Source organism: Sinorhizobium glycinis (genome assembly GCF_001651865.1).
GTDB classification, from domain to species: Bacteria; Pseudomonadota; Alphaproteobacteria; order Rhizobiales; family Rhizobiaceae; genus Sinorhizobium; species Sinorhizobium glycinis.
In genome coordinates this window covers 36,845-58,455 of the sequence record NZ_LPUX01000049.1, presented here as the reverse complement: position 1 = coordinate 58,455, position 21,611 = coordinate 36,845, and the positions used below count along the sequence as shown (strand labels likewise).

The window sequence follows — 21,611 nt, the reverse complement described above, 5'->3', positions numbered from 1 at the left end:
CGGTGACCGCGCCGCTCGTCTGCGAGGCTTCGCCGATCACCGGCGCGTCGTTGGTGCCGGTGACGGTGATCGTCACCGTCTCGGTATCAACGGCGCCGTTGTCGTCGGTGACGGTGACGGTGAAGGAGAGGGTGAGCGTCTCGCCGGCGCCGAGGAACTGCACAACGGCGTTCGGCACCTCGTAGCTCCAGCCGCTCGACGCCGCGGTGAAGCCGGAGGTCAGCGTGTCGATCTGCGCCGCGGTTAGCGAGCCGCCGCTCCAGTTCGGCTGGCCGGACGGCGCGCTCGTCACAGTGAGCGTCTCGTTGGCATCGACGTCGGACAGGCCGACCGTGCCGCTCACCGTCAGGTTGCCGTCGACAACCGCAACGTCCTCGGTGACCGCACCGCTCGCCGTCGCCTCGATCACCGGCGCGTCGTTGGTGCCGTTGATCGTTACCGTGACGGTCTCGGTGTCGGTGGCGCCGTCGTCGTCGGTGACGGTGACCTCGAAGGAGAGGGTGATCGTCTCACCGGCGTCGAGGAACTGCACCAGGGCGTTCGGCACCTCGTAGCTCCAGCCGCCCGCCGTCGCGGTAAAGCCGGAGGTCAGCGTGTCGATCTGCGCCGCGGTCAGCGAGCCGCCGCTCCAGCTCGGCTGGCCGGAAGGCGCGCTCGTCACAGTCAGCGTCTCGTTGGCATCGGCATCGGACAAGCCGATCGTGCCGCTCACCGTCAGGTTGCCGTCGACAACCGCAACGTCCTCGGTGACTGCGCCGCTCGCCGTCGCCTCGATGACCGGCGCGTCGTTGGAATCGAGCAGTGCATTTACCAGGTCTTCGCCGGCCGCGGTATCGAATTGAAGCTCGGTCGCATCGAGCAATCCGATGACAAGGCCGGCGTCTCCGATCTCACCCGTGTTATCGGAAAAATTGCCGCCACTGCTCTGATTCGACGCGACACTGATCGTGCCATCCGGACCCGCTGCAACGTTGATGCCGTTTCCTTCGAGAACGGCCACCAGCGTCTCTTTGGGAATCTCGGCATCTCCGATGACGAAGGTCGGAATATTCAGCGCCGCATTCAATATCTTGATCGTCGTGCCATCCGGCTGTTCGAGCACGATATCGCCACCGACGACCTTTATATTTTCGAGCGATGCACCCACCGGAAGCCGAACGACATTGGCGGCATCGGCACTGACCGTCTCAGGCATTGCTGGAGCAGGCCCCCCGTTTCTTGGATCGGTAACGGGTGCTCCGGTGGCAGGGTCAAGGAGCTGGGGCTCCGAAGGTTGGTTCGTTTGCGCCTGGCTGAGCAAGAGTTCGTCCCCCGCGACACGCCCGTCGCTGGCTACGATGTTTTCAGCCGCGGTCGTATTGGTGGCGCCAGAAAGAACAATACCTTCGGTTGTCATGAGAAAATCCCCCAAGAATTCAGCGCAAGTAAACACAGGCTTTCATTGGAATCAATTCTTGCGCGCGGAGCTAACCGGGTGAAGGCATATTATAATATGTACAATATGCAGAAAATCTTTGGCAGTTCGTCCAATGTGCATATCAGGTTATGCATAAGTGCTATAAAGCGGACAGGTCATCCCGGAGTCGCCGGGGAAAAGGACCGCGTTATCGACGCCCCGCTCCCAGGGATATCAGATGAACTCTCCGTTATAGTCGGCGCGGAGATCTGTTGCTAGGAAAAAAATGAATAAAATTTTATGCAAATTGTATTGCGCACTGAAGTGATAAGTAATCCCTGCAAATTTACGTGAGTTTTTCTTTTCGATCGTAAGGTCGCGTCATTCAACCGTGGGATGATGCGATGGACAAGAAAATTCGGGCACGCGGCAAGGTACTGACGAGGGCGTTGATCCTTGCCGCAGCTACGCTATCGGCGCCTGCTGCTTGGGCCGCTCAAGCCGGCGCCGCCTACTTTGGTCCAATGCAGCACATGATCAGTTCCGTGGCGCCTGCGGATTCCGCAGTCAGGGCAATCGATGGTCTGCCGGCGGTGAAAACTGTCAAGGCTCCGCCGCAACGGATGGCAGCAATCGTTCCCCCGACACCACGCCGCCAAAAAGCGACGCCCACCAGCGGTCCGGCCGTGTTCCAGTCGGTGGCGTTCCGCGTATCGTCCATACCCGCCGCGCGGAAGTGGCAGGCGGTATTTCCCGAAATAGCGACCGCCAATTTGAAGGATTGCAAAGGCTTGGGCGAATGCATGGCGAAGAAAAGTCTTCGCGCCGCGATCGATGGTTCCACCTCCGGCAGTTTTCGGCAGAAGCTCAACAGCGTCAATCGCGCCGTGAACACGCTTGTGCGCTATCAGCCGGACGCAGAGAATTATGGCTCGATGGACCATTGGGCATTGCCGCGCGAGATTCTCGTTCGCGGCAAGGGCGACTGCGAAGATTACGCAATTCTCAAGATGGCGACCCTCAAGGAAGCCGGACTGCCGCCGCAGGCCATGTCCATAGTCGTGCTTCGCGACACGCGACGCAATCTTTACCACGCAGTGCTTTCGGTGACGACGAGTCAGGGCAACTTCATTCTCGATAACTTGAGCGACGACGTGAAGCTGGACATTGCCCTGCCCAACTACCAACCTCTGTATTCGGTAAGCGCGGAACGTACGTGGATCCATGGCATCAAGGCCACGGGGAGCAAGATCGCAGCCGCCCCTTCGCTTGACGTCATGCCAGGGGAAGGGGGCCTTTGATAGACCGCATACCGCGCAATCACGCCAGGATGAAGCCGATTACGACGTCGTGATCGAATAACGAGGCAAGTGCAGCATTCAGCCGTCCGCGAGTGACATGCTCGTTGATTCCAATTGTGAAACCCGCCGGCTGTGGTTCACCGGGAGCGGCTTTCAATCGCTCGACGAGCTGGGAGAACTGAATGTCGAAAGAAAGTCGCAGGCTCTGTGCCGGTGCGGAGGGCTGAACCCTGAAAAAGCGCGACTGAACGAAGGTCAGGAACGCGGGATTGTAAGCAATGATGCGCTTGTCTCCACTCAGCGCGAAGGCTGGCGATGGACAAGCGCGCACCTGGCCCGCGATGACCGAGAGTTCACTGCGCTGTCTGGCGCTCGACAGCTGTTCGCGCAGGTAGCTTGTTGCGACAAGGCGTAATCTGGCAGTCAGATTGCCTTCGCCGGTCAGGGCGGTTTCGGCCTCGGCGACGATATCGGCAAGTCTGCAGCCTCTGTGGGCGGCAAGTTCGGAAAGACTGGACCAGTAGATTTCCTCGAGCTTGATTCCCTTTCGCTGTCCTGCGACCGTGACGACCCGGAACTTAAGTGCCCACAGTTTTTCTGCGGACGAGGCTGCAGAAGGCTCCGTCATGCTAGATCTAGCGCTCCCGCAGGGCTTCCTCGCGTGCCTTGTTAATGGGCTTCATCAAATAGGTGAGGATTGTCTTTTTACCGGTCATGATATCGACCGATGCAATCATGCCGGGCATGATCGCATACTCCCGTCCATCCTTCATCAGTGCCGCCCTGTCGGTTTTGACTCGCACCAGATAATAGGTCTCGCCGGTATTTTGATCGACCAGGCTGTCCGCGCTGACCGTTTCGACTTCGCCATCAAGGCCCCCATAAATCGAGAAGTCGTAGGCCGAGATCTTGATGAGAGCCGGTTGCCCGGTACGCACGAAAGCAACGTCGCGCGGAGAAAGGCGCGCCTCTATGAGGAGTGTTTCGGATGTCGGGACGACGCCGCCAATCACCGCGCCGGGCGTCACGTACGCCCCCACAGTATTGACGTCCAGCGTATTGATGATGCCGTCGACCGGGGAGCGAATGTCGGTGTTGGCAACTCGGCTGCTCGCGCCGCGAATGGTTTCCTCGATGACCGAGAGTTGCGAAAGCGCCTCTGTTTTCTCGGCCAGAGCCTCCTGACGGAGCTGTAGAGACAGCTCCGTCACCTGCAAGGTGGCTTCGTTGACGGCGGCATCGAGCTTTCCGACGCTTTCCCTCGAAAGCGCCAGTTGCCCGCGGGTGTCGGTTAATTCCTTTTCGACCCGCAACAGCTCCGTCTGCGCGACCAGCTTGCGCTTCACCATAGGCGCCAGCAGTTCCTGCTCACGCTCAGTGACAGCCAGGCTTTCGGTCAGGCGCGTGATATTGGCCTGGGCTTCGGCGAGTTCCTTTTGACGCTGTCCGAGCCGCGCCTGCATGACCGAGAGCTTGTTGTTGAAGTTGCCGGCCTTTGCCTGGAGCAACAGTTCCTCGTTCGTGCATACGCCGGGCGCGGCTTGCGCAATGTCCGCGGGGCACTCGTACTTTGATGTGTAAGCGCCGGTTTCCTCCAACTCGAGGCGGGCTATTTGCGCCCGCAGGGAGCGCGACTTGGCTTCCAGCTCGCCGAGCGAGGAGCCGCTCGCCGTGTCGTCGAGCCGCAAGATGAGATCGCCGCGGCGAACCACCTGGCCGACTTGAACTGCGATCTCACGAACGATGCCGGGCTCACTCGACTGGATGATCTGGGTCTTCGATACCGGAATGACCTTGCCCTCGCCGCGGGCGATCTCGTCGACCTCCGCGATAGCGGCCCATGCCACGAAAGTGCTGATCAGGAGGCCGATGACCAGCAGTCCCGCGCGAGCTGCAAGGGGTGGAGTGTCATGCATGCCGGATCCTCGCGGCATGAATTGCGATGCACTCGCTTGCGGGCAAAGGGGAGATCATTGACTTGTCCCCCGCGCCGACTCTGCCGAACCGGGCCGCCTTTGCAGTTGTTCAATGACTTGCGCCTTCGGGCCGTCGGCGACGATGCGTCCTCGGTCGAGAACCAGCAGCCGATCGACAAGATGCAGCATGCTGTGTCGGTGGGTCGAGATCAACAGGGTTACATCCCGGCCAAATACCTTGGATAGCCTGGTGATCAGTTCGCGCTCGCTGGCCATGTCCATGGCGCCGGACGGCTCGTCGAGGAAGACGATCTTCGGCTTGCGAAGCAGGAGCCGCGCGATCGCCACCGCCTGCCGCTGTCCCCCGGAAAGCTGCGAGCCGCGTTCGCCGACCGGCATGTCATAGCCTCGGGGGTGGTTGGAGACGAAGTCGTCGACCCCGGCAAGCTTCGCCGCCGCGACCATCTCCTCGTCCGTAGCCGTCGGATTGGCCATCTGGAGGTTTTCCTTCACCGTGCCTGAGAACAGGTCGGAGTTCTGGGAAACGAACGATACAGCCGAACGTACCACGGAGGGATGCAATTGCCGGATATCAACGCCGTCAAGGAGAATTCGACCCGAGCTTGGAGGATAGAGTCCGGACAAAAGGCGCCCGATTGTGGTTTTTCCGGAGCCGATACGGCCGATGATGCCGACGCGCTCGCCGGCTGCGATGGTGAGGTTCACTCCATTCAGGACCTTGTGGTCCGTTCCGGGATAGGCGAATTCCATATTGGCGAAGGCGACACTCCCCTCGCGGATGTCCCGGTTGACGAAGCCGATCGTGTTGGGACGGTCCTCGGGTTGCTCCATTATGGAGTTGAGGATTCTCAACGACAATAGCGCCTGGCGAAGACGCGCGAGGGTCATGGAGATCTGTCCGAGGGGAGCGACAGCACGCCCCGCCAGCATGCTGGCGGCGATAATGGCGCCGGAAGAGATATTGCCCTCCGTAAATTCGTAAGCCCCGGCGACAACGATGCATACGGTGACGAGCTGCTGCACGAATTGCGTCGCGTGCGAGGCCCAGGAGGAAACTTGCTTTATCTGCTCGGAGGTATTCGACGAGTGTTTGGCAAGTTCGTTCCATCGGCGCAGGAGTTGCTTCTCCGAATGCAACGTTTTCACCGTTTCGATGGCGCTGATGGTTTCGACGAGCAGGGACTGACGCTGGGCGGATTCATTCGATGCGGCTGCGACCCGACTGCCGATCTTGTGCTGTGCGACATAACCGATGCTGAGGCTGAGAACGAAGGCAATAGCCGGAACAACTGCAATCCATCCAGCTACCGCGTAGACCGCAGCGATGAAAACGAAGACAAAAAGGCTGTCGATGAGTGTGCTGATGGTGGTTGAAGTGAAGAACTCGCGCACAAATTCGTACTGCATTGCCCGATTGGCGTATTCGCCTGTCGAGAGGGGCCTGGATGCGAGGGTCGCATGCAGAATTTTCTCAAACAGCATGTAGGATAACTTCAGATCCGCCTTGCGCCCGGCATAGTCGATGAGCGCGGCACGCACTGTTTTCAGCAGGAAGTCGAAAAGGATCACTGCGCCGATGCCAAGCGCCAGCACCCAGAGCGTCGCAACCGCCTTGTTGGGCAAAATGCGATCATAGACGTTCATCGTGAACAGCGGCGCTGCCAGTGCAAGGACATTGATGAAAAAAGCGGCCACCGCGACCTGTGCGTAAGCTTGCCAAAAGGGCCTGATCGTCGAGGTCAGCCAATGCTTACGGTCGATACTGCGCGCTTCGCCAACACCCGGCCCCGTTGCTACGTTCAAATACGTCGCAGAGAAGGAAACGGCGTAGGCCACGTGCGCGAGGTGCAAGTCCGAGAACCGGACAGCTCCGGCGCCGGACGCCGTCGAATTTGAAAGGCCAAGGGCACCGTCCAGGCCTTCCTCCAAGATTGGCAGCGCGCGACCATCTCGAAAAACGAGCAGCAGCGGGAACAGGAAATCCCTGTTTGCGAGCGCGCGCGGCGAGACAATTTCCGCCTCGAGGCCGACGCGGGAGGCGATACGCGACACCTCCTCGAAACTCGGCGATCGAGCATCGAACGGCACATCGGAATAAAGAACGGTATCGGAGGACGGCCGGTTCAAGAAGATGCATATCTCCTTGAACGCCGTCGTGAAGCCGGTCAGAGAAGGGCCGGGTTGCGATTCAACGGCCTGCATGGTGAGGACCGATCATCTGCCTTCAGAAAAACCGTCATTTCTGCCGGATCGGGGCGAGCAGGTCGAGCGGCAGGTCATTTGTCTGGCGGGAAGGCATTCGTCGGTAAGTCTCCGTGGCTGGCGCTTCAGAAACATTGAACTCCTGCCTTGCATAGGCTTCGGCTTGAGCCGGCGCCTTGATCTGCATTGTCGAAAGGAGCTGGCCCGTGGCTGCGAGAAGGCGATATTCGGCAAATAGTGCAGCATACTGAGCCGTCTTCGCCAGAACGTTCGCGTTGAAGCGCGCGTTCTGCGCCCCGAGAACATCGAGCAGTGATCGCTGGCCGACAGCAAGTTGCTCGCGATAAGATGACACCAGCTGATCGTTTGCCTGCGCCTGAGCCTTCAGCGTTCGCGACAGGTCATACTGGCTGGCACGGCGCTCCCAGGAGATGCGCACCGCCTCCTCGACTTCGCGATGCGCCTGGTGGAAGACGAGCCGCTGCTCACTCGCGCGACGCATCTGTTCCTGTTCATTCGCGATGTCGATTCCGCCACGATAGAGGTTCCACCTCGCCACGATGCGTGCCTGGGCATCCCAAGTGTCACCCGTGGAGCCGTCGACGTCAACGCCGGAGCGGATGCGTCCTTCGGCGACAATTTCAGGCAACATGTCGGATCGCGCCGCCTTTACCTGCGAATCGGCCACATTGATGTCGGCGTCGGCCGCCTTGATGCGCGGATTGTTGGCGCGCGCAATGCCGATCGCCGTGTCCAGCGTGTTCGGCAGCCGGGCAGACACGGACTTTGGCATGGACGGTTTCGTCAGCGGCTGGCCGACAAGGCGATTGAAGCTGATCTTTACGGTATCCAGCGCCTCCTGCGCTTCCAGCAGGCGCGCCTTCGCGGCAAGCAACCGCTCGTCCACCTGCTGACGGTCGGCCTCGGTCAGTCTCCCACCCGATATGAGCGAACTGATGTCCGAGCGGATCGCCTGATGCGCGCTGACATTCCGGCGCGCTTCTTCGACTATCTGCTGCTGAAGAATATACTCGAAATACTCGCGAACGATTTGCAGCCCGATTGTCTCGGATCGCTCCAGGACCCGAAACGAGGCGCTGTCGACGCGCGCTGCCTGCCGTTCCAGTTCAGCCCGGCGGCCACCGCCGTCGAAAAGCTTTTGAGTGACGGTGAGGCCGACTTCCGATGGGTAAAGGGGGTCATTTTCGATGGACGCCAATCGGCGGCTGTCGTCTTCCAAATGACGGGCGCCGGTGGATGCTTCCAGGTCGACACTCGGCAGGTAAAGTCCACGCGCCTGACGCAGCTCGAATTCGATCGCCTCGCGGTTTTCCACGGATTGCCCGATCTCGGGATTGGATTCCATTGCGATCTGAAGTGCTTCCCGCAACGTCATCGCCTCGGCCGCGCCGCCCACCAGGACCGTCGATGCGAGCAGGGCGGCAAACAGGCCGGCCCTTATTTTGCTGTTCTTCAATTAAACCCCCTCGCAACTTAATGTCCGCCAAAATCAGCTAGCGAAAAATTGCTCTCAAACGTATTTAAAATAATGTCTTGATAATAAAAGCGGGCTCCCGAATCTACGGCAGCAGGCGGGCTTTCCAAAGTTTCTCAATCATGTTGCAAATATAGAACAAACGATCAGTCTGCCCAGAAGCGGCAATGAATCAAGCGGATGGCAAGCGCGCGAATTCGATGGTCGTGGCAGGCGTTCCCGTCACTTCGACTGTTTTAGAAGCTGCGGCACGATGCAGGCGCTCCAGGTCGATGCTGCCATTGAACAACACGCCGCCCAGGCTCAGAGTGAGATCGACTGCTTTTCCGTCTGCCGCGAAGTGTGAAGACGCCAAGGCTTTCGTCAGGCGCGCGCAGACCTGGTCGGCATCCGTCTCGCTGGCGCCGGTGAGCAGTACGTCGAAGCTCGCCGGCCCCGTCCGCGCTACGACGTCGTCGCGGCGGACGGAAGTGCTGATGGTAGAGGCGACGAACTGCAAGAGCTCGTCATTCCATTGCGGACCAAAGCTCCCGCCGATGTCGTCGAGGTTGTTGATGCGCACATGGATGAGTGCACCCTGGAGCTTATCGCCGGAACGTTGCCGCCGGCGCTCTAGCCCGTTCGCGTGATGTACAAGCCCGCGGCCCGTCACGCAGCCCGTCGTGCTATCGTGGACGACCATATGATTGAGCTGGCTTCGCAGCCTGTCGGCGCGCCTAAACTGTGCAGCGGCGATCACGATGAGTGGGATACCGAGCAACAATGAAACCAGCGCTGTTGCAACGATGGCCGCAACATAGGGGCGGTCGGCAAGAACGACGAGGGTAGCGTAGGTGAGCAACTCGGAAAGGACAACGAACCCGAAAATGCCGCCGATAGCATAGCGTGCCACCCGCCAGTCCTTCTGCGCCACGGATGATCCTTCCCACTGCATGTTTCCGGCTCCCGATTCAGTCAGGATAGTGGTCTAATGCAGTCTTATGGATATTCTCTTTCCTCCTTGTCTACAAATTTAAGGAAGTGTCCCTCCGGCGAACGGCGCTCAGTCTACTCGCGAGACGATAGAATTCCCATCCAGCGAGGAGCGCACCGCTGGCTGTCTCGAGTGCTCGCATCTGGCTCTCCGGCTAAATCCCCCCGGTGCCGAAGGTTGGCGGGGGTGTGAAGTCGGGAAAGCCCAGCTTGGGATAATCGCAGCGAACATCGAACTTGGAGGGTAACTCCGTACGGCGGCAGCTCGGGTCGGTCTTATAGGCGTACCCAGGCAAGTACTCGTATCGGCTGCCTTGGCCGCAGCCGACTACAAGTGCCCAAAGAAGGGCTGATTTCAGCAAGATTTTCATGACAGGACCTCTCGGGAGGACATGCCCGCGCATTCAGCAGTCACATGACTGCTTTATCGGCTTCGAGCACCTCGGCTGATCGGCTGACCAAAAGCAAATTTTCTCATGAAAAGATTTGAACGGCGATTCGAACAAAAGTGTTAGCCCGGCCTAAGCGTGGTCCGACCACCGGGTCAGAGAAGGAAAATGCGGCCGTTCACACCGGTTTCATAGGAATTCTGCGCGGGCAGATAAGAAATTGCTACGGCGTCGATTTTCCGCTTTCCGCAGGCTCTTCGACAACTGTAGTTGCCTGGCGTGTTCGGCGCGACGACTCGTCCTTCGACGTCGAACGGGTCGTCGACCGTGAGCTTTCTACGGTAGGCCTTTGCGGCGCTTGAAAGGACGAGCAGGGTGCCGCGTTTGCGACGAAGTCAGGAGCTCTGTCCCATACGCACCGCTTTCGTGAGGGCAGCGGCTAGTCCGCTGGCGACGGCGGCGTCGAAGCCCGCAGCGCGCATCGCCTCAATCGCCGCCGCAGTGGTGCCGCGATAGTTGAGAAATGTTTCGACCGTTCCGGCGGGACATTCCTCGCGCAGTTCGAGAAGGCGTCCGCTCCCGATCAGCATGGCCGCGACGGCACGCCGCGCGATTGCCGACGGGATCCCCCGCTCCATCGCGTCCTTCATCATCGCGTTCGCCAAAAGGGCCGGAAATGCGGGGCCGGAGCCGGACAGCCCGGTCAGATAGTCGATGTCGGCTTCGCTCGAGATTTCATCCGTGCTGCCGCAGGCCTCGAAAATGCCGCGCACGATGGAGCGATCGCGATCATCCACGTCTGCCGCGGCGACCCATGGCGTGTAGGATCTCCCGACCTCGGCGGCCGCATTCGGCAGTGCGCGAACGGCGCGCCCGGTTTGCAGCCGCTCGGCCAGTTGGCTGAGCCGTATGCCGGCCATGACGGATATGACCAGCTTTCCGCTGGCGGTGACGGTGAGCGAAGGCCAATCATCCGGGCGCACCGAAACGATGATCACATCCGACCGATCGGCGAGTTCCTGGTTGTCCTTTGTCCAGTGGGCATCCGGAAAACGCGTCGGGCGCGCGGTTCGATAGGAAAGCGTGAGGTCTTCGGAAGAAGCGAGCCTTGCATCGAGAATCGACTGGGTGATGGCTCTTCCCAACCATCCGTTGGCCCCAATCACGCCGACCATCAACGTGTCGCCCATCTTCGCCGCTATCCGGTATAGCCATGCCGTGCGAAGAAGCGATCAAGCTCTCTTTGCTCCGGTACCTGCCCGGTGAAAATCTCCACATATTCGGGGATGCGCTTCATGCGGACGGAGATCTCTTCCCTCGTCTGCATCGAAATATACCCGATCTGCACCAGGTAGATGGTGCGTGCCCGCACATCGGCATGGGCCACGTCGTATCCAAACCGCAGGAACATGCGCGACAGAGCATCGAGACGCTGCTGGTCAGCGCTCTGGACCTCTTTCAAGATTTCGGGCGACTGAAGGGCCCAGCTCCGCACTGCAAACTCGAATTGCGAGTCGAAAAGCTTGCTGTCCAGCCAGCAGTCAAAGACGTTCAGCATCGCCTCGGCAACCGTCTCGGCATAGGCCCCGGCCTGCTTGACGAGGTTGCCCGTGTTCTTCTCGCGCCAGCGCCAGACCAATGCATCAAGCAGCTCCTCGCGATCCTTGAAGAACCAGTAGAAGCTCGTCCGCGACAGGTTCAGCTTCTTCGCCAGCGGCTGGATCTTCACCGCATCGACACCTGCCTCCAACAGGGACTCGTAAGCCGCGCCCAGCCAGACATCCGGGGAACCACGCCAGCCGCTATCGTTCAAGGTCTGCTCCATGACGTTTTCCTAACAAATCGAGAGGAGTCGCGCAAGAGAAATGTACATCATTGTCCATTGCCAAGACTTCTGTGATCTCTTTGTTGACACATGTGTACATTCTCAATTACGCTCCCGGAGATCTCTAAATCGGAGCCGGCAGATGTCGAACGACCCCCTCCTTCAGCCCTATCAACTCAAGCACCTGACGCTGCGCAACCGCATCATCGTGACGGCGCACGAGCCCGCTTATCCGGAAGACGGCATGCCGAAGGAGCGTTATCGCGCCTACACCGTGGAACGAGCAAAGGGGGGAGTTGCGATGACGATGACCGCCGGCTCCGCGGCGGTCTCGAAAGACAGCCCGCCGGTGTTCAACAATCTGCTCGCCTACAAGGACGAGATCGTCCCCTGGATCAGGGAGATGACGGATGCCGTACACGAAGAGGGCGCGGCGATCATGATCCAGCTCACCCATCTCGGCCGGCGCACGCGCTGGGACAAGGGAGACTGGCTGCCGGTCGTCGCCCCCTCGCATCACCGCGAAGCGTCGCACCGCGCCTTTCCCAAGAAAATCGAAGACTGGGACATCGAGAGGATCGTCAAGGACTTCGCCGATGCGGCCGAGCGCATGAAGGCCGGCGGCATGGATGGCGTTGAACTGGAAGCCTATGGCCACCTCATCGATCAGTTTGCGTCCCCGCTCACGAACGAGCTCGGCGGTCCCTTCGGCGGCTCGCTCGACAATCGCATGCGCTTCTGTTTCGACGTCCTGAAGGCGATCCGCACGCGCGTCGGAGAGGATTTCATCCTCGGTGTGCGCTACACGGCCGACGAATGTCTTCCCGGCGGGACCGGCAGGGAGGAAGGGCTTGAAATCTCCAAGCGCCTCAAGGACAGCGGGCTAATCGATTACCTGAACGTCATCCGCGGCCATATCGATACAGACGCGGGCCTGACGGACGTCATCCCGATCCAGGGCATGGCCAATTCGCCGCATCTCGATTTCGCCGGCGAGATTCGCGCCGCCACCAACTTCCCGACCTTCCACGCCGCGAAAATCCCGGATGTCGCTACGGCCCGCCACGCCATTGCGTCCGGCAAGGTCGACATGGTCGGGATGACCCGCGCCCATATGACCGACCCGCATATCGTCCGGAAGATCATCGAGAAGCGGGAAGAGGACATTCGTCCATGCGTCGGCGCGAACTACTGTCTCGACCGCATTTACCAAGGCGGCGCCGCCTATTGCATCCACAATGCCGCGACCGGACGCGAGCTGACGATGCCGCACACGATCGCCAAGGCCGATCGCTGCAAGAAGGTCGTGATCGTCGGCGCCGGCCCCGCCGGTCTTGAAGCCGCGCGAGTGGCCGGTGAGCGCGGCCACGAGGTCGTGGTCTTCGAGGCCGCTAACGACCCGGGCGGCCAGATCCGTCTGACGGCGCAGAGCGAACGCCGCCGGGAGATGATCAGCATCATCGACTGGCGGATGGGCCAGTGCGAGAAGCTGGGCGTCACCTTCCATTTCAACAGCTGGGCGGAAGCGGAAACCATCACGGCGGAAAATCCCGACGTCGTCATCATCGCGACGGGTGGGCTTCCCCATACGGAAGTGCTTGCCAAGGGTAACGACCTCGTCGTCTCCGCCTGGGACATCATCTCGGGCGACGTCAAACCGGGCACCAACGTGCTGATCTTCGACGATGCCGGCGACCACGCCGGCCTTCAGGCGGCGGAGTTCATTGCCAAGGCAGGCGGCAAGGTCGAGATCATGACGCCGGACCGGTCCTTCGCGCCGGAAGTCATGGCAATGAACCTCGTCCCCTATATGCGTTCCCTGCAGAAACTGGATGTGACCTTCACGGTCACCTACCGCCTGGAAGCGGTCGAGAAGAGCGGCAATGAACTCGTCGCTCACGTCGGCAGCGATTACGGCGGTGTCGAAAAGCAGCGGACGTTCGACCAGATCGTCATCAATCATGGCACCATCCCGCTCGACGATCTGTATTTCGAGCTGAAGCCCGCCTCGAGCAACCTTGGCGAGGTGTCGCACGACCAGCTGATCGCCGGCAGGCCGCAAACCGCCTGGCGCAACGCCGATGGCAAGTTCCAGCTCTTCCGCATCGGCGATGCGGTGGCGGCGCGCAACACGCACGCGGCGATATACGACGCGCTTCGCCTTCTCAAGGACATCTGATGGCAACGGGCCGCCCAGCGGCGCCCTCCTGCTATGCCTCGCTGCCGAACATGCCGCTGAAGAGGTGCATGCCGTGCGCTTTCCTCTCTTCGATCCCTCGCGGACGACTTCCCGGAACACACGACCGTCAGCCGGCCCTGGCTTGGATCCCCGGCCGGCCGTCATAGTGGTCAAGCGGCTCGCTTGAGGGCCTCGCCAAGGATTGAAACGATCTGGCCGATTTCGTCCTTCTCGATGATCAATGGCGGCGAGAGGGCAATGATGTCCCCGGTCACACGGATCAGCAGACCCTTCTGGAAGCAATCCACGAAAACGTCATAGGCTCGTGTGCCGGGAGCGCCGCCGCGTGGAGCGAGCTCGATGGCTCCGACGAGGCCGAGATTGCGGATGTCGACGACATGCGGCAAGCCCTTCAACGAATGCAGAGATTCCTGCCAATGAGCCGCCAGTTCGGCGGCACGCGTCAGCAATCCTTCTTCCTCGTAGATTTCCAACGTCGCGATACCGGCGGCGCTGGCCACGGGATGGCCGGAATAGGTATAGCCGTGGAAGAGTTCGATCTGGTTCTCGGGGCCTGTCATCAGGCCGTCATGAATCTTGCGGCTGGCGAACACCGCGCCCATCGGAATTGCACCATTCGTCAGGCCCTTGGCGGTCGTCACGAGGTCGGGGACTACGCCGAAATATTCGGTGGCGAAGGGCGTGCCGAGGCGACCGAAGCCGGTGATGACCTCGTCGAAGATCAGCAGGATACCGTATTTGTCGGCAATTGCGCGGAGGCGATCGAGATAGCCCTTCGGGGGCAGGATTACGCCAGCCGACCCGGCCATGGGTTCGACGATCACGGCCGCGATCGTCTCGGCACCGTGTAGCGCGACCAAGCGTTCGAGATCCTCGGCGAGCTCGACGCCGTGCGTCGGCAGGCCCTTTGAAAAGCCGTTGCGCTCGATGTCGAGGGTGTGACGCAGATGGTCGGCCGGAATCTGCGGGAAGACGCGGCGGTTATTGACGAGGCCGCCAACGGAAATGCCGCCGAAGCCAACGCCGTGATAGCCCTTCTCGCGGCCGATGATGCGGGTGCGCGTTCCCTGACCGATGGCACGCTGATAGGCGATGGCGATCTTCAGCGCCGTATCGACGGATTCGGAACCCGATCCCGTGAAGAAGACACGGTCCAGTTTCGCACCCGCGCCGCCAGGTGCAATCGCGGCAAGCTTTGCGGCGAAATCGAATGCGATCGGATGACCCATTTGGAACGTCGGCGCATAATCCATTGTCCGGAGCTGCCGTTCGACCGCTTCGGCGATCCGCCTGCGCCCGTGACCGGCATTGACGCACCAGAGCCCGGCCGTACCGTCAAGCACCTTATTGCCATCGACGTCGGTGTAGTACATGCCCTCAGCGCTTGCCAGCAGGCGCGGCGCCGCCTTGAACTGCCGGTTGGCGGTAAAGGGCATCCAGAAATTGTCGAGAACAGGGGTGTTGGTGTTGCTGCTACTTCCCATGACGGCCTCCTTTGGGGTTGCCCTGGATTCGGTGATTTTTTATCGGCGAACAAGTCCTTTTCTTTGTATTTTTAAGTCATTGAAATTGTGAGATAGAGACGATGCTGTTTTCCATAATTCGAACATCCGAAACACAAGGTGCAAGATGTCTGTCGATATCGGTAACCGTCTCCGTCACATACGGATCGCCCACAATCTGTCCCAACGGGAACTCGCGAGACGGGCAGGGGTGACCAACTCGACTATCTCGCTGATCGAGTCCAATGCCTCGAATCCTTCTGTCGGAGCGCTCAAGCGCATCCTCGATGGCATACCCATCGGGCTCGCCGAATTCTTTGCGTTCGAACCCGAAACGCCGCGCAAGGCCTTCTATGCCGCAGAGGAGCTCGTGGAGATCGGCAAGGGCGCGATTTCCTACCGGCAGGTGGGAGAGAGCCTCTTCGGTCGAAATCTGCAGATCCTCAAGGAGTGCTACCAACCGGGAGCGGACACGGGCAAGATTCCGCTCGTCCATGAGGGCGAGGAAGGCGGCATTGTGCTCTCGGGCCGCCTGGAAGTGACGGTCGACAATGACCGGCGGATACTCGGGCCCGGCGACGCATATTATTTCGACAGCCGGCGACCTCACAGGTTCCGGTGTGTCGGACCCGTCCCCTGCGACGTCATCAGCGCCTGCACACCCCCGACCTTCTAGCTTCTGTCGACGGTGCCTCTCAAGCCATCACTGCCGGGTACGCCCAGGCGCCGCAGACGTTGGAGCAGGTTCCGCAATCCAGGCATGAATTCGCGGGGGTAAATTAGAGCTTTTCCTGGTTCAATCTGCCAGGAAGCGGGATGGCTGGTCAGCCGCGCAATTCCCGCGCCACCGTTTTCAAGCGACCGAGATCTTCGAGGTGCCGCGCCATGTAGCGGGACGCTTCTACGTTCTTGCCCGCGAGGATGAGGTCGAGCAGTTCGATATGCTCGCGGCAGCGCTCGCGGGCGCTGTTGCGGTCGAGCATCTGACGATAGTCGGTGAGACGGCGAAGGCGATCGACGGCGTTAAGGTGGCCTCTCAGCGCCGGCGACAGCGTGGTTCAGCACGGCGCGCGCCAACGCCTGGCGCAACCCGAACAGCGAGCCGGCGACCGTCGCCTTCGTGCTGATCGGTGCCGAAACCCGGTAGGCGCGGCCTTTCTCGTCGATTGCGCGGCCTCGGCCAGGCGGCGGAAACGACACACGGAAAAGCGAGCCTTTCCGATTGGAGAGGCTCGCTTGTCGTCATCGCTTGAAAGTGTCCTTCGGGCCCGTCAGCTGCGCGGCTTGAGGTTTTCCGGGTCGTAGAGCGGCTTGTAGCCGACGCCAGCGACCTCTACCGGATAGGTCTCGGCGAAATACTCAATGTTCAGCTTGCGACCTTCCTGGCAGTAGGCCCACGGCAGATAGGCGAGCGCGATGTTCTTGCCGATCGTCGGACCATAAGCGATGGAGGTGGTGTAGGAGCGGCGGCCGAGTTCGTCGACCAGCACCTCGCCGGTCTCCGGGTCCATGACCGGCAGGTTGCCGACGGGATAGCGCTTCACGCCGCTCCTGTCGGTGTTCTCGGTCATGACCAGCGTGCAGAGCATGGCGGGCTGGTGCTCGCGCGCCTTGTACTCCAGATGCTTCGCCTTGCCGCGGAAGTCGGCTTCCTTGACCTTCGGACGGGCAAGGTCGGCCTCGATGAGGTTGTAATGGGTGAGAAGGTCGGCGTTCTGCAGGCGCAGGCTCTTTTCCATGCGGCGCGAATTCGCATAGGTCTCGACGCCGAAGGCCATGACGCCCGTGGCGCGCAGCGCATCCCAGACCGCCAGGCCGTCCTCGTACTTCATGTGCAGTTCCCAGCCCTGCTCGCCGACATAGGAGATGCGGAAGGCGGAGACCGGCTTGCCGGCGATCTCGATCTGCTTGATCGCGGCGAAGGGGAAGTTCTCAGGATCGAGGCCGGCCGGATCGGCAACCACCTTCTTCAGCGTTTCGCGGGCATTGGGGCCCCAGATGCCGATGGTGATGAACTTCTCCGAAACGTCCGTGATGGTGACGTCGAGGCCCCGGTCTTCCGCGACGCGGCGCATGTAGTGGAAGTCGCGCGGGCCGGCATCGGCGCCGTTCACGAGACGGCAGCGGTCGGCCATGCGGAAGACGGTGAAGTCTGCCCGCACCATGCCCTCGTCATCGAGGAAGTGGGTGTAGATGCCCTTGCCGATATTGCCGTCTCCGCCGATCTTGGCAGCGCAAAGCCACTCGAGAAGCTCGACATGGTCCGGACCTGAGATGTCGACCATGTGGAAGTGCGAGAGGTTGACGATGCCGCAATCCTCGCTCATCGCCAGATGCTCGGCATTGGAAACGCGCCAGAAATGGCGGTTGTCCCACTCGTTTTCGCGCACCGGAACGCGGTTGCCGTATTTCTCGAGCAGGTGCTCGTTGGCGGCATAGCCGTGCGCGCGCTCCCAGCCGCCGAGTTCCATGAAGTAGCCGCCGAGCTCCTTCTCGCGCTCGTAGAAGGGCGAGCGCTTGACGTTGCGGCTGCTCGCATAGGGCTCGCGCGTATGCACGGCCGGGAAGTAGATCTTCTGCGCCGACTCGAAGCAGCGGTTCTCGATGAACTTCTCTTCGAGCTGGTGCGGATAGAAGCGGGCGTAGTCGATCGAGGCATGGTCGGTATGGGTGCGCCCATCCGTCATCCAGTCGGCGATCAGCTTGCCGTAGCCTGGGCCGTCCTTCACCCAGATGGCGACGCAGTACCAGAGGCCTCGCACCTTCTGGCTCTCGCCGCAGGAGGGGCCGCCGGCGGCCGACACCTGCAACAGGCCGTTGAAGGAGTGACCCTCGTTATAGCCAAGCTCCCCGAGGATCGGCGTCAGTTCCATGGCGCGCTCGAGCGGCTCGATGATCTGCTCCATCTCAAGGTCGCGCTGCGAGGGCGACAGGCGTGCCTCATGCTTTTCGAGAATGTCGCGCGGATGGCAGAGGCGCGGATTGGTGGCCTCGTAATAGCCCCACTCGATCTGGCCGCCTTCGGTGGTCTTCGGGTCGCCGGTGTCGCGCATATAGGCGGAGTTGCCCTGGTCGCGCAGCAGCGGGAAGCCGATTTCCTTGCCGGTGCCTTCGAATTCGTTGTACGGGCCGAAGAAGGTGAGCGGATGGTCGACCGGCATGACCGGCAGGTCTTCGCCGACCATTTCAGCGATCAGGCGGCCCCAGATGCCGGCGCAGACGACGACATGGTCGGCCATGATCGTGCCGCGATGCGTGACGACGCCCTTGATGCGGCCGTTCTCGACGAGAAGCGAAGTTGCCGGCGTATTGCCGAAGACCTGCAGCTTGCCGGACTTCTCCGCCGCATCGACCAGCTTGCCGGCAACCGTCTGCGAGCGCGGGATGACGAGGCCGGCATCCGGATCGAACATCCCGCCCATGACCTGATCTTCCTCGATCAGCGGGAACATCTTCTTGATTTCGGCCGGCGAGACATAGTGTGCGCGGGTGCCGAAGGCCTTGGCCGAAGAAAGCTTGCGCTTGATCTCCTCCATCCAGGTCTCATCGCCGGTGCGTGCGACTTCCAGGCCGCCGATGCGGGCGTAATGGCCCATCTTCTCGAAGAAGTCGATCGAATATTGGGTCGTCCAGACCGACAGATAGTCGTGGCTGGTCGTGTAGCAGAAGTCCGACGCATGCGCCGTCGAGCCGATATCGGTCGGGATGCCGGACTTGTCGATGCCGACGATATCGTCCCAGCCACGCTCGATCAGGTGATGTGCGATCGATGCACCGACGATGCCACCCAGTCCAACGATTACGACTTTCGCTTTTTGTGGAAACTCTGCCATTGATTGCGACCCTAGTTGGTATTTTGAAGCGGGATATTAGAGTTTGCAGCGACGCGACTTGAGCCTGTCTACGACATAATCATCGTGCTGCACGACCAGCGCCATGCCGTAGCGGATGGCAACACCGGTGACTAGGGGTCTGATGCCGCTGCAGGGGTCGACTGAGGCTCAGGCAGGCCGCCGTTTGCTTCTCGTGTGGCAGGAAGCCATTCGCATCCTCTGTCGGAGCGTAACGATAATCTTCGCCGGCGGGGAACTCTTTGGAAAAATATTCCTTAGTAAATTTATAGACTATCTTATCATTCTCCCAACTGCATCGACCTTGAGCAACCAACCAGGGGTGGAAAATGATAACTCGCAGACAGACCCTCGCATTTATCGGCGCCACGGCCGCGGCCTTGAGCGCGCCGAACATACGGCCGGCAAGGGCGGCCACCGAATTCCGTATCGGCTGGCAGAAGAACGGCGTGCTTGCATTGGCGAAGCGCACCGGCGCGCTCGAGAAGCGGCTTGCGGAACGCGGTCTAACGGTGAGCTGGGCCGAGTTCACCTCGGGTCCGCCGCTCCTCGAGGCACTCGGCGCCGGCTCGCTCGACTTCGGCCCGACCGGGGATGTTCCGCCGCTTTTCGCGCAAGCCGCCGGGGCCAATCTCCTCTACGTCGGAAGCTATAAGGGTACGGCATCGGGTTCCGCCATCCTCGTGCCGAAGGACTCGCCGATCGCCGCGCTCGAGGACCTGAAGGGGAAGAAGGTCGCCTTCAAGCGCGGCTCCAGCGCTCATAACTTCACCGTCAAGGCTCTGCGCAAGGCTGGCCTGACAACCGGCGACATCGAAGCTGCCGACCTCGCCCCGCCCGATGCGGCGGCCGCCTTCAAGACCGGAGGCATCGACGCCTGGGCGATATGGGACCCTTATTTTGCCGTCGCCGAGGCGGATCCGCAGACCCGGGTCCTGACGACCGCTGAGGGCATCGTCGACAGCTGGAGCTTCTTCTTCGGCAATGGAGACTTCACCTCCTCCCAGCCGGAGGTCATCACCGATGTCATCGACGAATTGGCCAAGGTCGGAGCCTGGGCGCAGGCCAATCTCGATGAGACCGTTCCGGCGCTGTCAGAGATCACCGGCATTCCCGTCGAGGTGACCCGAACGATCCTGACGCGGAAGGGAGCAGACCTCAGCAAGGTGGCGACCCTGTCGGATGACGCGCTCGCCTACCAGCAGGCGCTGGCGGACGAATTCCATGGCCTCGGCATCCTGCCGAAGACGCTGACGATCGCCGACGTCGCTTGGCGGCCGAAGGCAAGCTAAAGCGCGGAGCGCTGAAAGGATCAGACCATGACAAAGATAGACAAACCGCTTGATTTCTTCTGGTTCATTCCGACCTCCGGCGATGGCGCCTATCTCGGCTCCGACGATCTGAGCCGCCCGGCAGACACTGGCTATTTTCGCGAGATCGCCACGGCGGCGGACCGGCTGGGCTATTCCGGTGTGCTCCTCCCGACCGGGGTGGCCTGCGAGGAATCCTTCATCCTTGCAGCTCATCTGGCGGCCTTCACGGAGAACCTGAAGTTCCTCGTCGCCATTCGCCCCGGCATCGCGTCACCCGCCTATTACGCCCGTCTCGCCGCGACCCTCGACCGCGTCTCGAAGGGGCGTCTGCTCCTCAATATCGTCGTCGGCGGAAGTGCCAAGGAGCTTGGCGGCGACGGCGTCTTCCTGCCGCATGACGAGCGTTACGCCCACGCGGAGGAGTTCTTCCACGTCTTCAACAGGCTGCTCGAGACGGGCAAGTCGCATCTCGACGGGAAATACATAAAGGCGCACGACGCACAGCTCGGCTTCCCGCCGGTGCAGGAGCCGCGTCCGCCGCTCTATTTCGGCGGATCATCGGATGCCGCAATAGAGTTTTCGACGGGCGTCGTCGACAAATATCTGACCTGGGGCGAGACGCCGGCCCAGGTCGCCGACAAGATCGCCACGGTCCGCAAGGCTGCGGCCGACAAGGGCCGTCAAGTGACCTTCGGCATTCGCCTGCACTTCATCGTGCGCGAAACCGACGAGGAGGCCTGGGCGGCCGCCGACCGGCTGATCTCCAAGCTCTCCGACGAGACGATTGCCGCCGCCCAGGAAGGATTCGCGAAGAATTCCGACTCCGTCGGGCAGGCCCGCATGGCGGCGCTGCACGGCGGCCGCCGCGACAGGCTGGAGGTATCGCCTAACCTTTGGGCCGGCATCGGTCTCGTCCGCTCGGGGGCCGGGACCGCGCTCGTCGGCTCGCCGACGACGGTGGCCGCACGCCTCAGGGAATACCAGGATCTCGGCATCGATACGGTGATCGCCTCCGGCTATCCGCATCTCGAGGAGGCTTATCGCGTTTCCGAACTGCTGTTCCCGGAACTCGGTCTCGGTGCCCCGCGCAATCAGATCCGTTCTTCCTTCGGAGAGCAGCCGCTTTTCGCTGGCGGCGGCCATGGAGGCAATCTGCGGGTCGTCGCGGGCTCCTGATGCGAGCGGCGAACTCTTTCGGGCGCTCGCTACGCGTCCCGCCAATCGAGAA

The 21,611-nt window shown here is 61.1% G+C and carries 16 protein-coding genes; 5 read left to right on the top strand and 11 right to left on the bottom strand.

The genetic code is table 11. The features are described 5' to 3' along the window. The coding region (locus tag AU381_RS02630) for a VCBS domain-containing protein (protein WP_199275319.1) at positions 1–1,195 on the bottom strand (1,195 nt) is incomplete at its 3' end. A 605-nt stretch (positions 1,196–1,800) separates the two neighbouring features. Here AU381_RS02630 and AU381_RS02625 point away from each other — a divergent pair. Beyond that, a complete protein-coding gene (locus tag AU381_RS02625; protein ID WP_244520013.1) occupies positions 1,801–2,697 on the top strand; it encodes a transglutaminase-like cysteine peptidase in 897 nt (298 codons plus the stop codon). Between the two features lie 19 nt (positions 2,698–2,716). Here the strand turns inward: AU381_RS02625 and AU381_RS02620 are convergent, their stop codons facing one another. From AU381_RS02620 to AU381_RS02590, 7 genes are all read right to left on the bottom strand, one after another. Next, positions 2,717–3,325 carry a ribbon-helix-helix domain-containing protein gene (locus AU381_RS02620; RefSeq protein ID WP_064240271.1) on the bottom strand — a complete coding sequence of 203 codons (609 nt, stop codon included), beginning with the start codon at positions 3,323–3,325 and terminating at the stop codon, positions 2,717–2,719. Positions 3,326–3,332: 7 nt separating this feature from the next. Then, on the bottom strand, positions 3,333–4,613 hold the full coding sequence (locus tag AU381_RS02615) for an HlyD family type I secretion periplasmic adaptor subunit (RefSeq protein ID WP_064240270.1): 1,281 nt from the start codon (positions 4,611–4,613) through the stop codon (positions 3,333–3,335). Between the two features lie 54 nt (positions 4,614–4,667). After that, positions 4,668–6,836, bottom strand: coding sequence for a type I secretion system permease/ATPase (locus tag AU381_RS02610; RefSeq protein ID WP_064240269.1), 2,169 nt, complete (start codon positions 6,834–6,836; stop codon positions 4,668–4,670). 34 nt (positions 6,837–6,870) lie between these two features. Continuing rightward, positions 6,871–8,232, bottom strand: a complete 1,362-nt coding sequence (locus AU381_RS02605) for a TolC family outer membrane protein (RefSeq protein WP_082909613.1) — start codon at positions 8,230–8,232, stop codon at positions 6,871–6,873. 271 nt (positions 8,233–8,503) lie between these two features. Continuing rightward, the gene (locus AU381_RS02600; RefSeq protein WP_162273398.1) at positions 8,504–9,244 is read right to left on the bottom strand and encodes a GGDEF domain-containing protein; all 741 of its coding nucleotides are present in this window, start codon (positions 9,242–9,244) and stop codon (positions 8,504–8,506) included. A gap of 843 nt (positions 9,245–10,087) precedes the next feature. Then, positions 10,088–10,882 carry a pyrroline-5-carboxylate reductase family protein gene (locus AU381_RS02595; RefSeq protein WP_064240266.1) on the bottom strand — a complete coding sequence of 265 codons (795 nt, stop codon included), beginning with the start codon at positions 10,880–10,882 and terminating at the stop codon, positions 10,088–10,090. A gap of 8 nt (positions 10,883–10,890) precedes the next feature. Next, entirely contained in the window at positions 10,891–11,517 is a 627-nt protein-coding gene (locus AU381_RS02590; RefSeq protein ID WP_064240265.1) for a TetR/AcrR family transcriptional regulator, read from the bottom strand. A 142-nt stretch (positions 11,518–11,659) separates the two neighbouring features. Here AU381_RS02590 and AU381_RS02585 point away from each other — a divergent pair, with 142 nt between their 5' ends. Then, positions 11,660–13,696, top strand: a complete 2,037-nt coding sequence (locus tag AU381_RS02585) for an NADH:flavin oxidoreductase (RefSeq protein ID WP_064240264.1) — start codon at positions 11,660–11,662, stop codon at positions 13,694–13,696. 170 nt (positions 13,697–13,866) lie between these two features. On the opposite strand, the gene aptA is transcribed toward AU381_RS02585, so the two are convergent. Further along, positions 13,867–15,201 carry an omega-aminotransferase AptA gene (aptA, locus tag AU381_RS02580; protein WP_064240263.1) on the bottom strand — a complete coding sequence of 445 codons (1,335 nt, stop codon included), beginning with the start codon at positions 15,199–15,201 and terminating at the stop codon, positions 13,867–13,869. 145 nt (positions 15,202–15,346) lie between these two features. Here aptA and AU381_RS02575 point away from each other — a divergent pair, with 145 nt between their 5' ends. Then, the gene (locus tag AU381_RS02575) at positions 15,347–15,895 is read left to right on the top strand and encodes a cupin domain-containing protein (protein WP_064240262.1); all 549 of its coding nucleotides are present in this window, start codon (positions 15,347–15,349) and stop codon (positions 15,893–15,895) included. Positions 15,896–16,043: 148 nt separating this feature from the next. On the opposite strand, the gene AU381_RS28150 is transcribed toward AU381_RS02575, so the two are convergent. Then, entirely contained in the window at positions 16,044–16,259 is a 216-nt protein-coding gene (locus AU381_RS28150) for an FCD domain-containing protein (RefSeq protein ID WP_425288609.1), read from the bottom strand. Between the two features lie 231 nt (positions 16,260–16,490). Further along, a complete protein-coding gene (locus AU381_RS02570; RefSeq protein ID WP_064240261.1) occupies positions 16,491–19,052 on the bottom strand; it encodes a GcvT family protein in 2,562 nt (853 codons plus the stop codon). Positions 19,053–19,399: 347 nt separating this feature from the next. Between AU381_RS02570 and AU381_RS02565 the strand changes: the two genes are divergently transcribed. Both AU381_RS02565 and ssuD read left to right on the top strand, forming a co-directional pair. After that, complete coding sequence (locus AU381_RS02565; protein ID WP_064240260.1) at positions 19,400–20,362, top strand: aliphatic sulfonate ABC transporter substrate-binding protein; 963 nt, start codon at positions 19,400–19,402, stop codon at positions 20,360–20,362. A 27-nt stretch (positions 20,363–20,389) separates the two neighbouring features. Further along, positions 20,390–21,559 carry an FMNH2-dependent alkanesulfonate monooxygenase gene (ssuD, locus tag AU381_RS02560; protein ID WP_064240259.1) on the top strand — a complete coding sequence of 390 codons (1,170 nt, stop codon included), beginning with the start codon at positions 20,390–20,392 and terminating at the stop codon, positions 21,557–21,559. Positions 21,560–21,611: the final 52 nt, after the last annotated feature.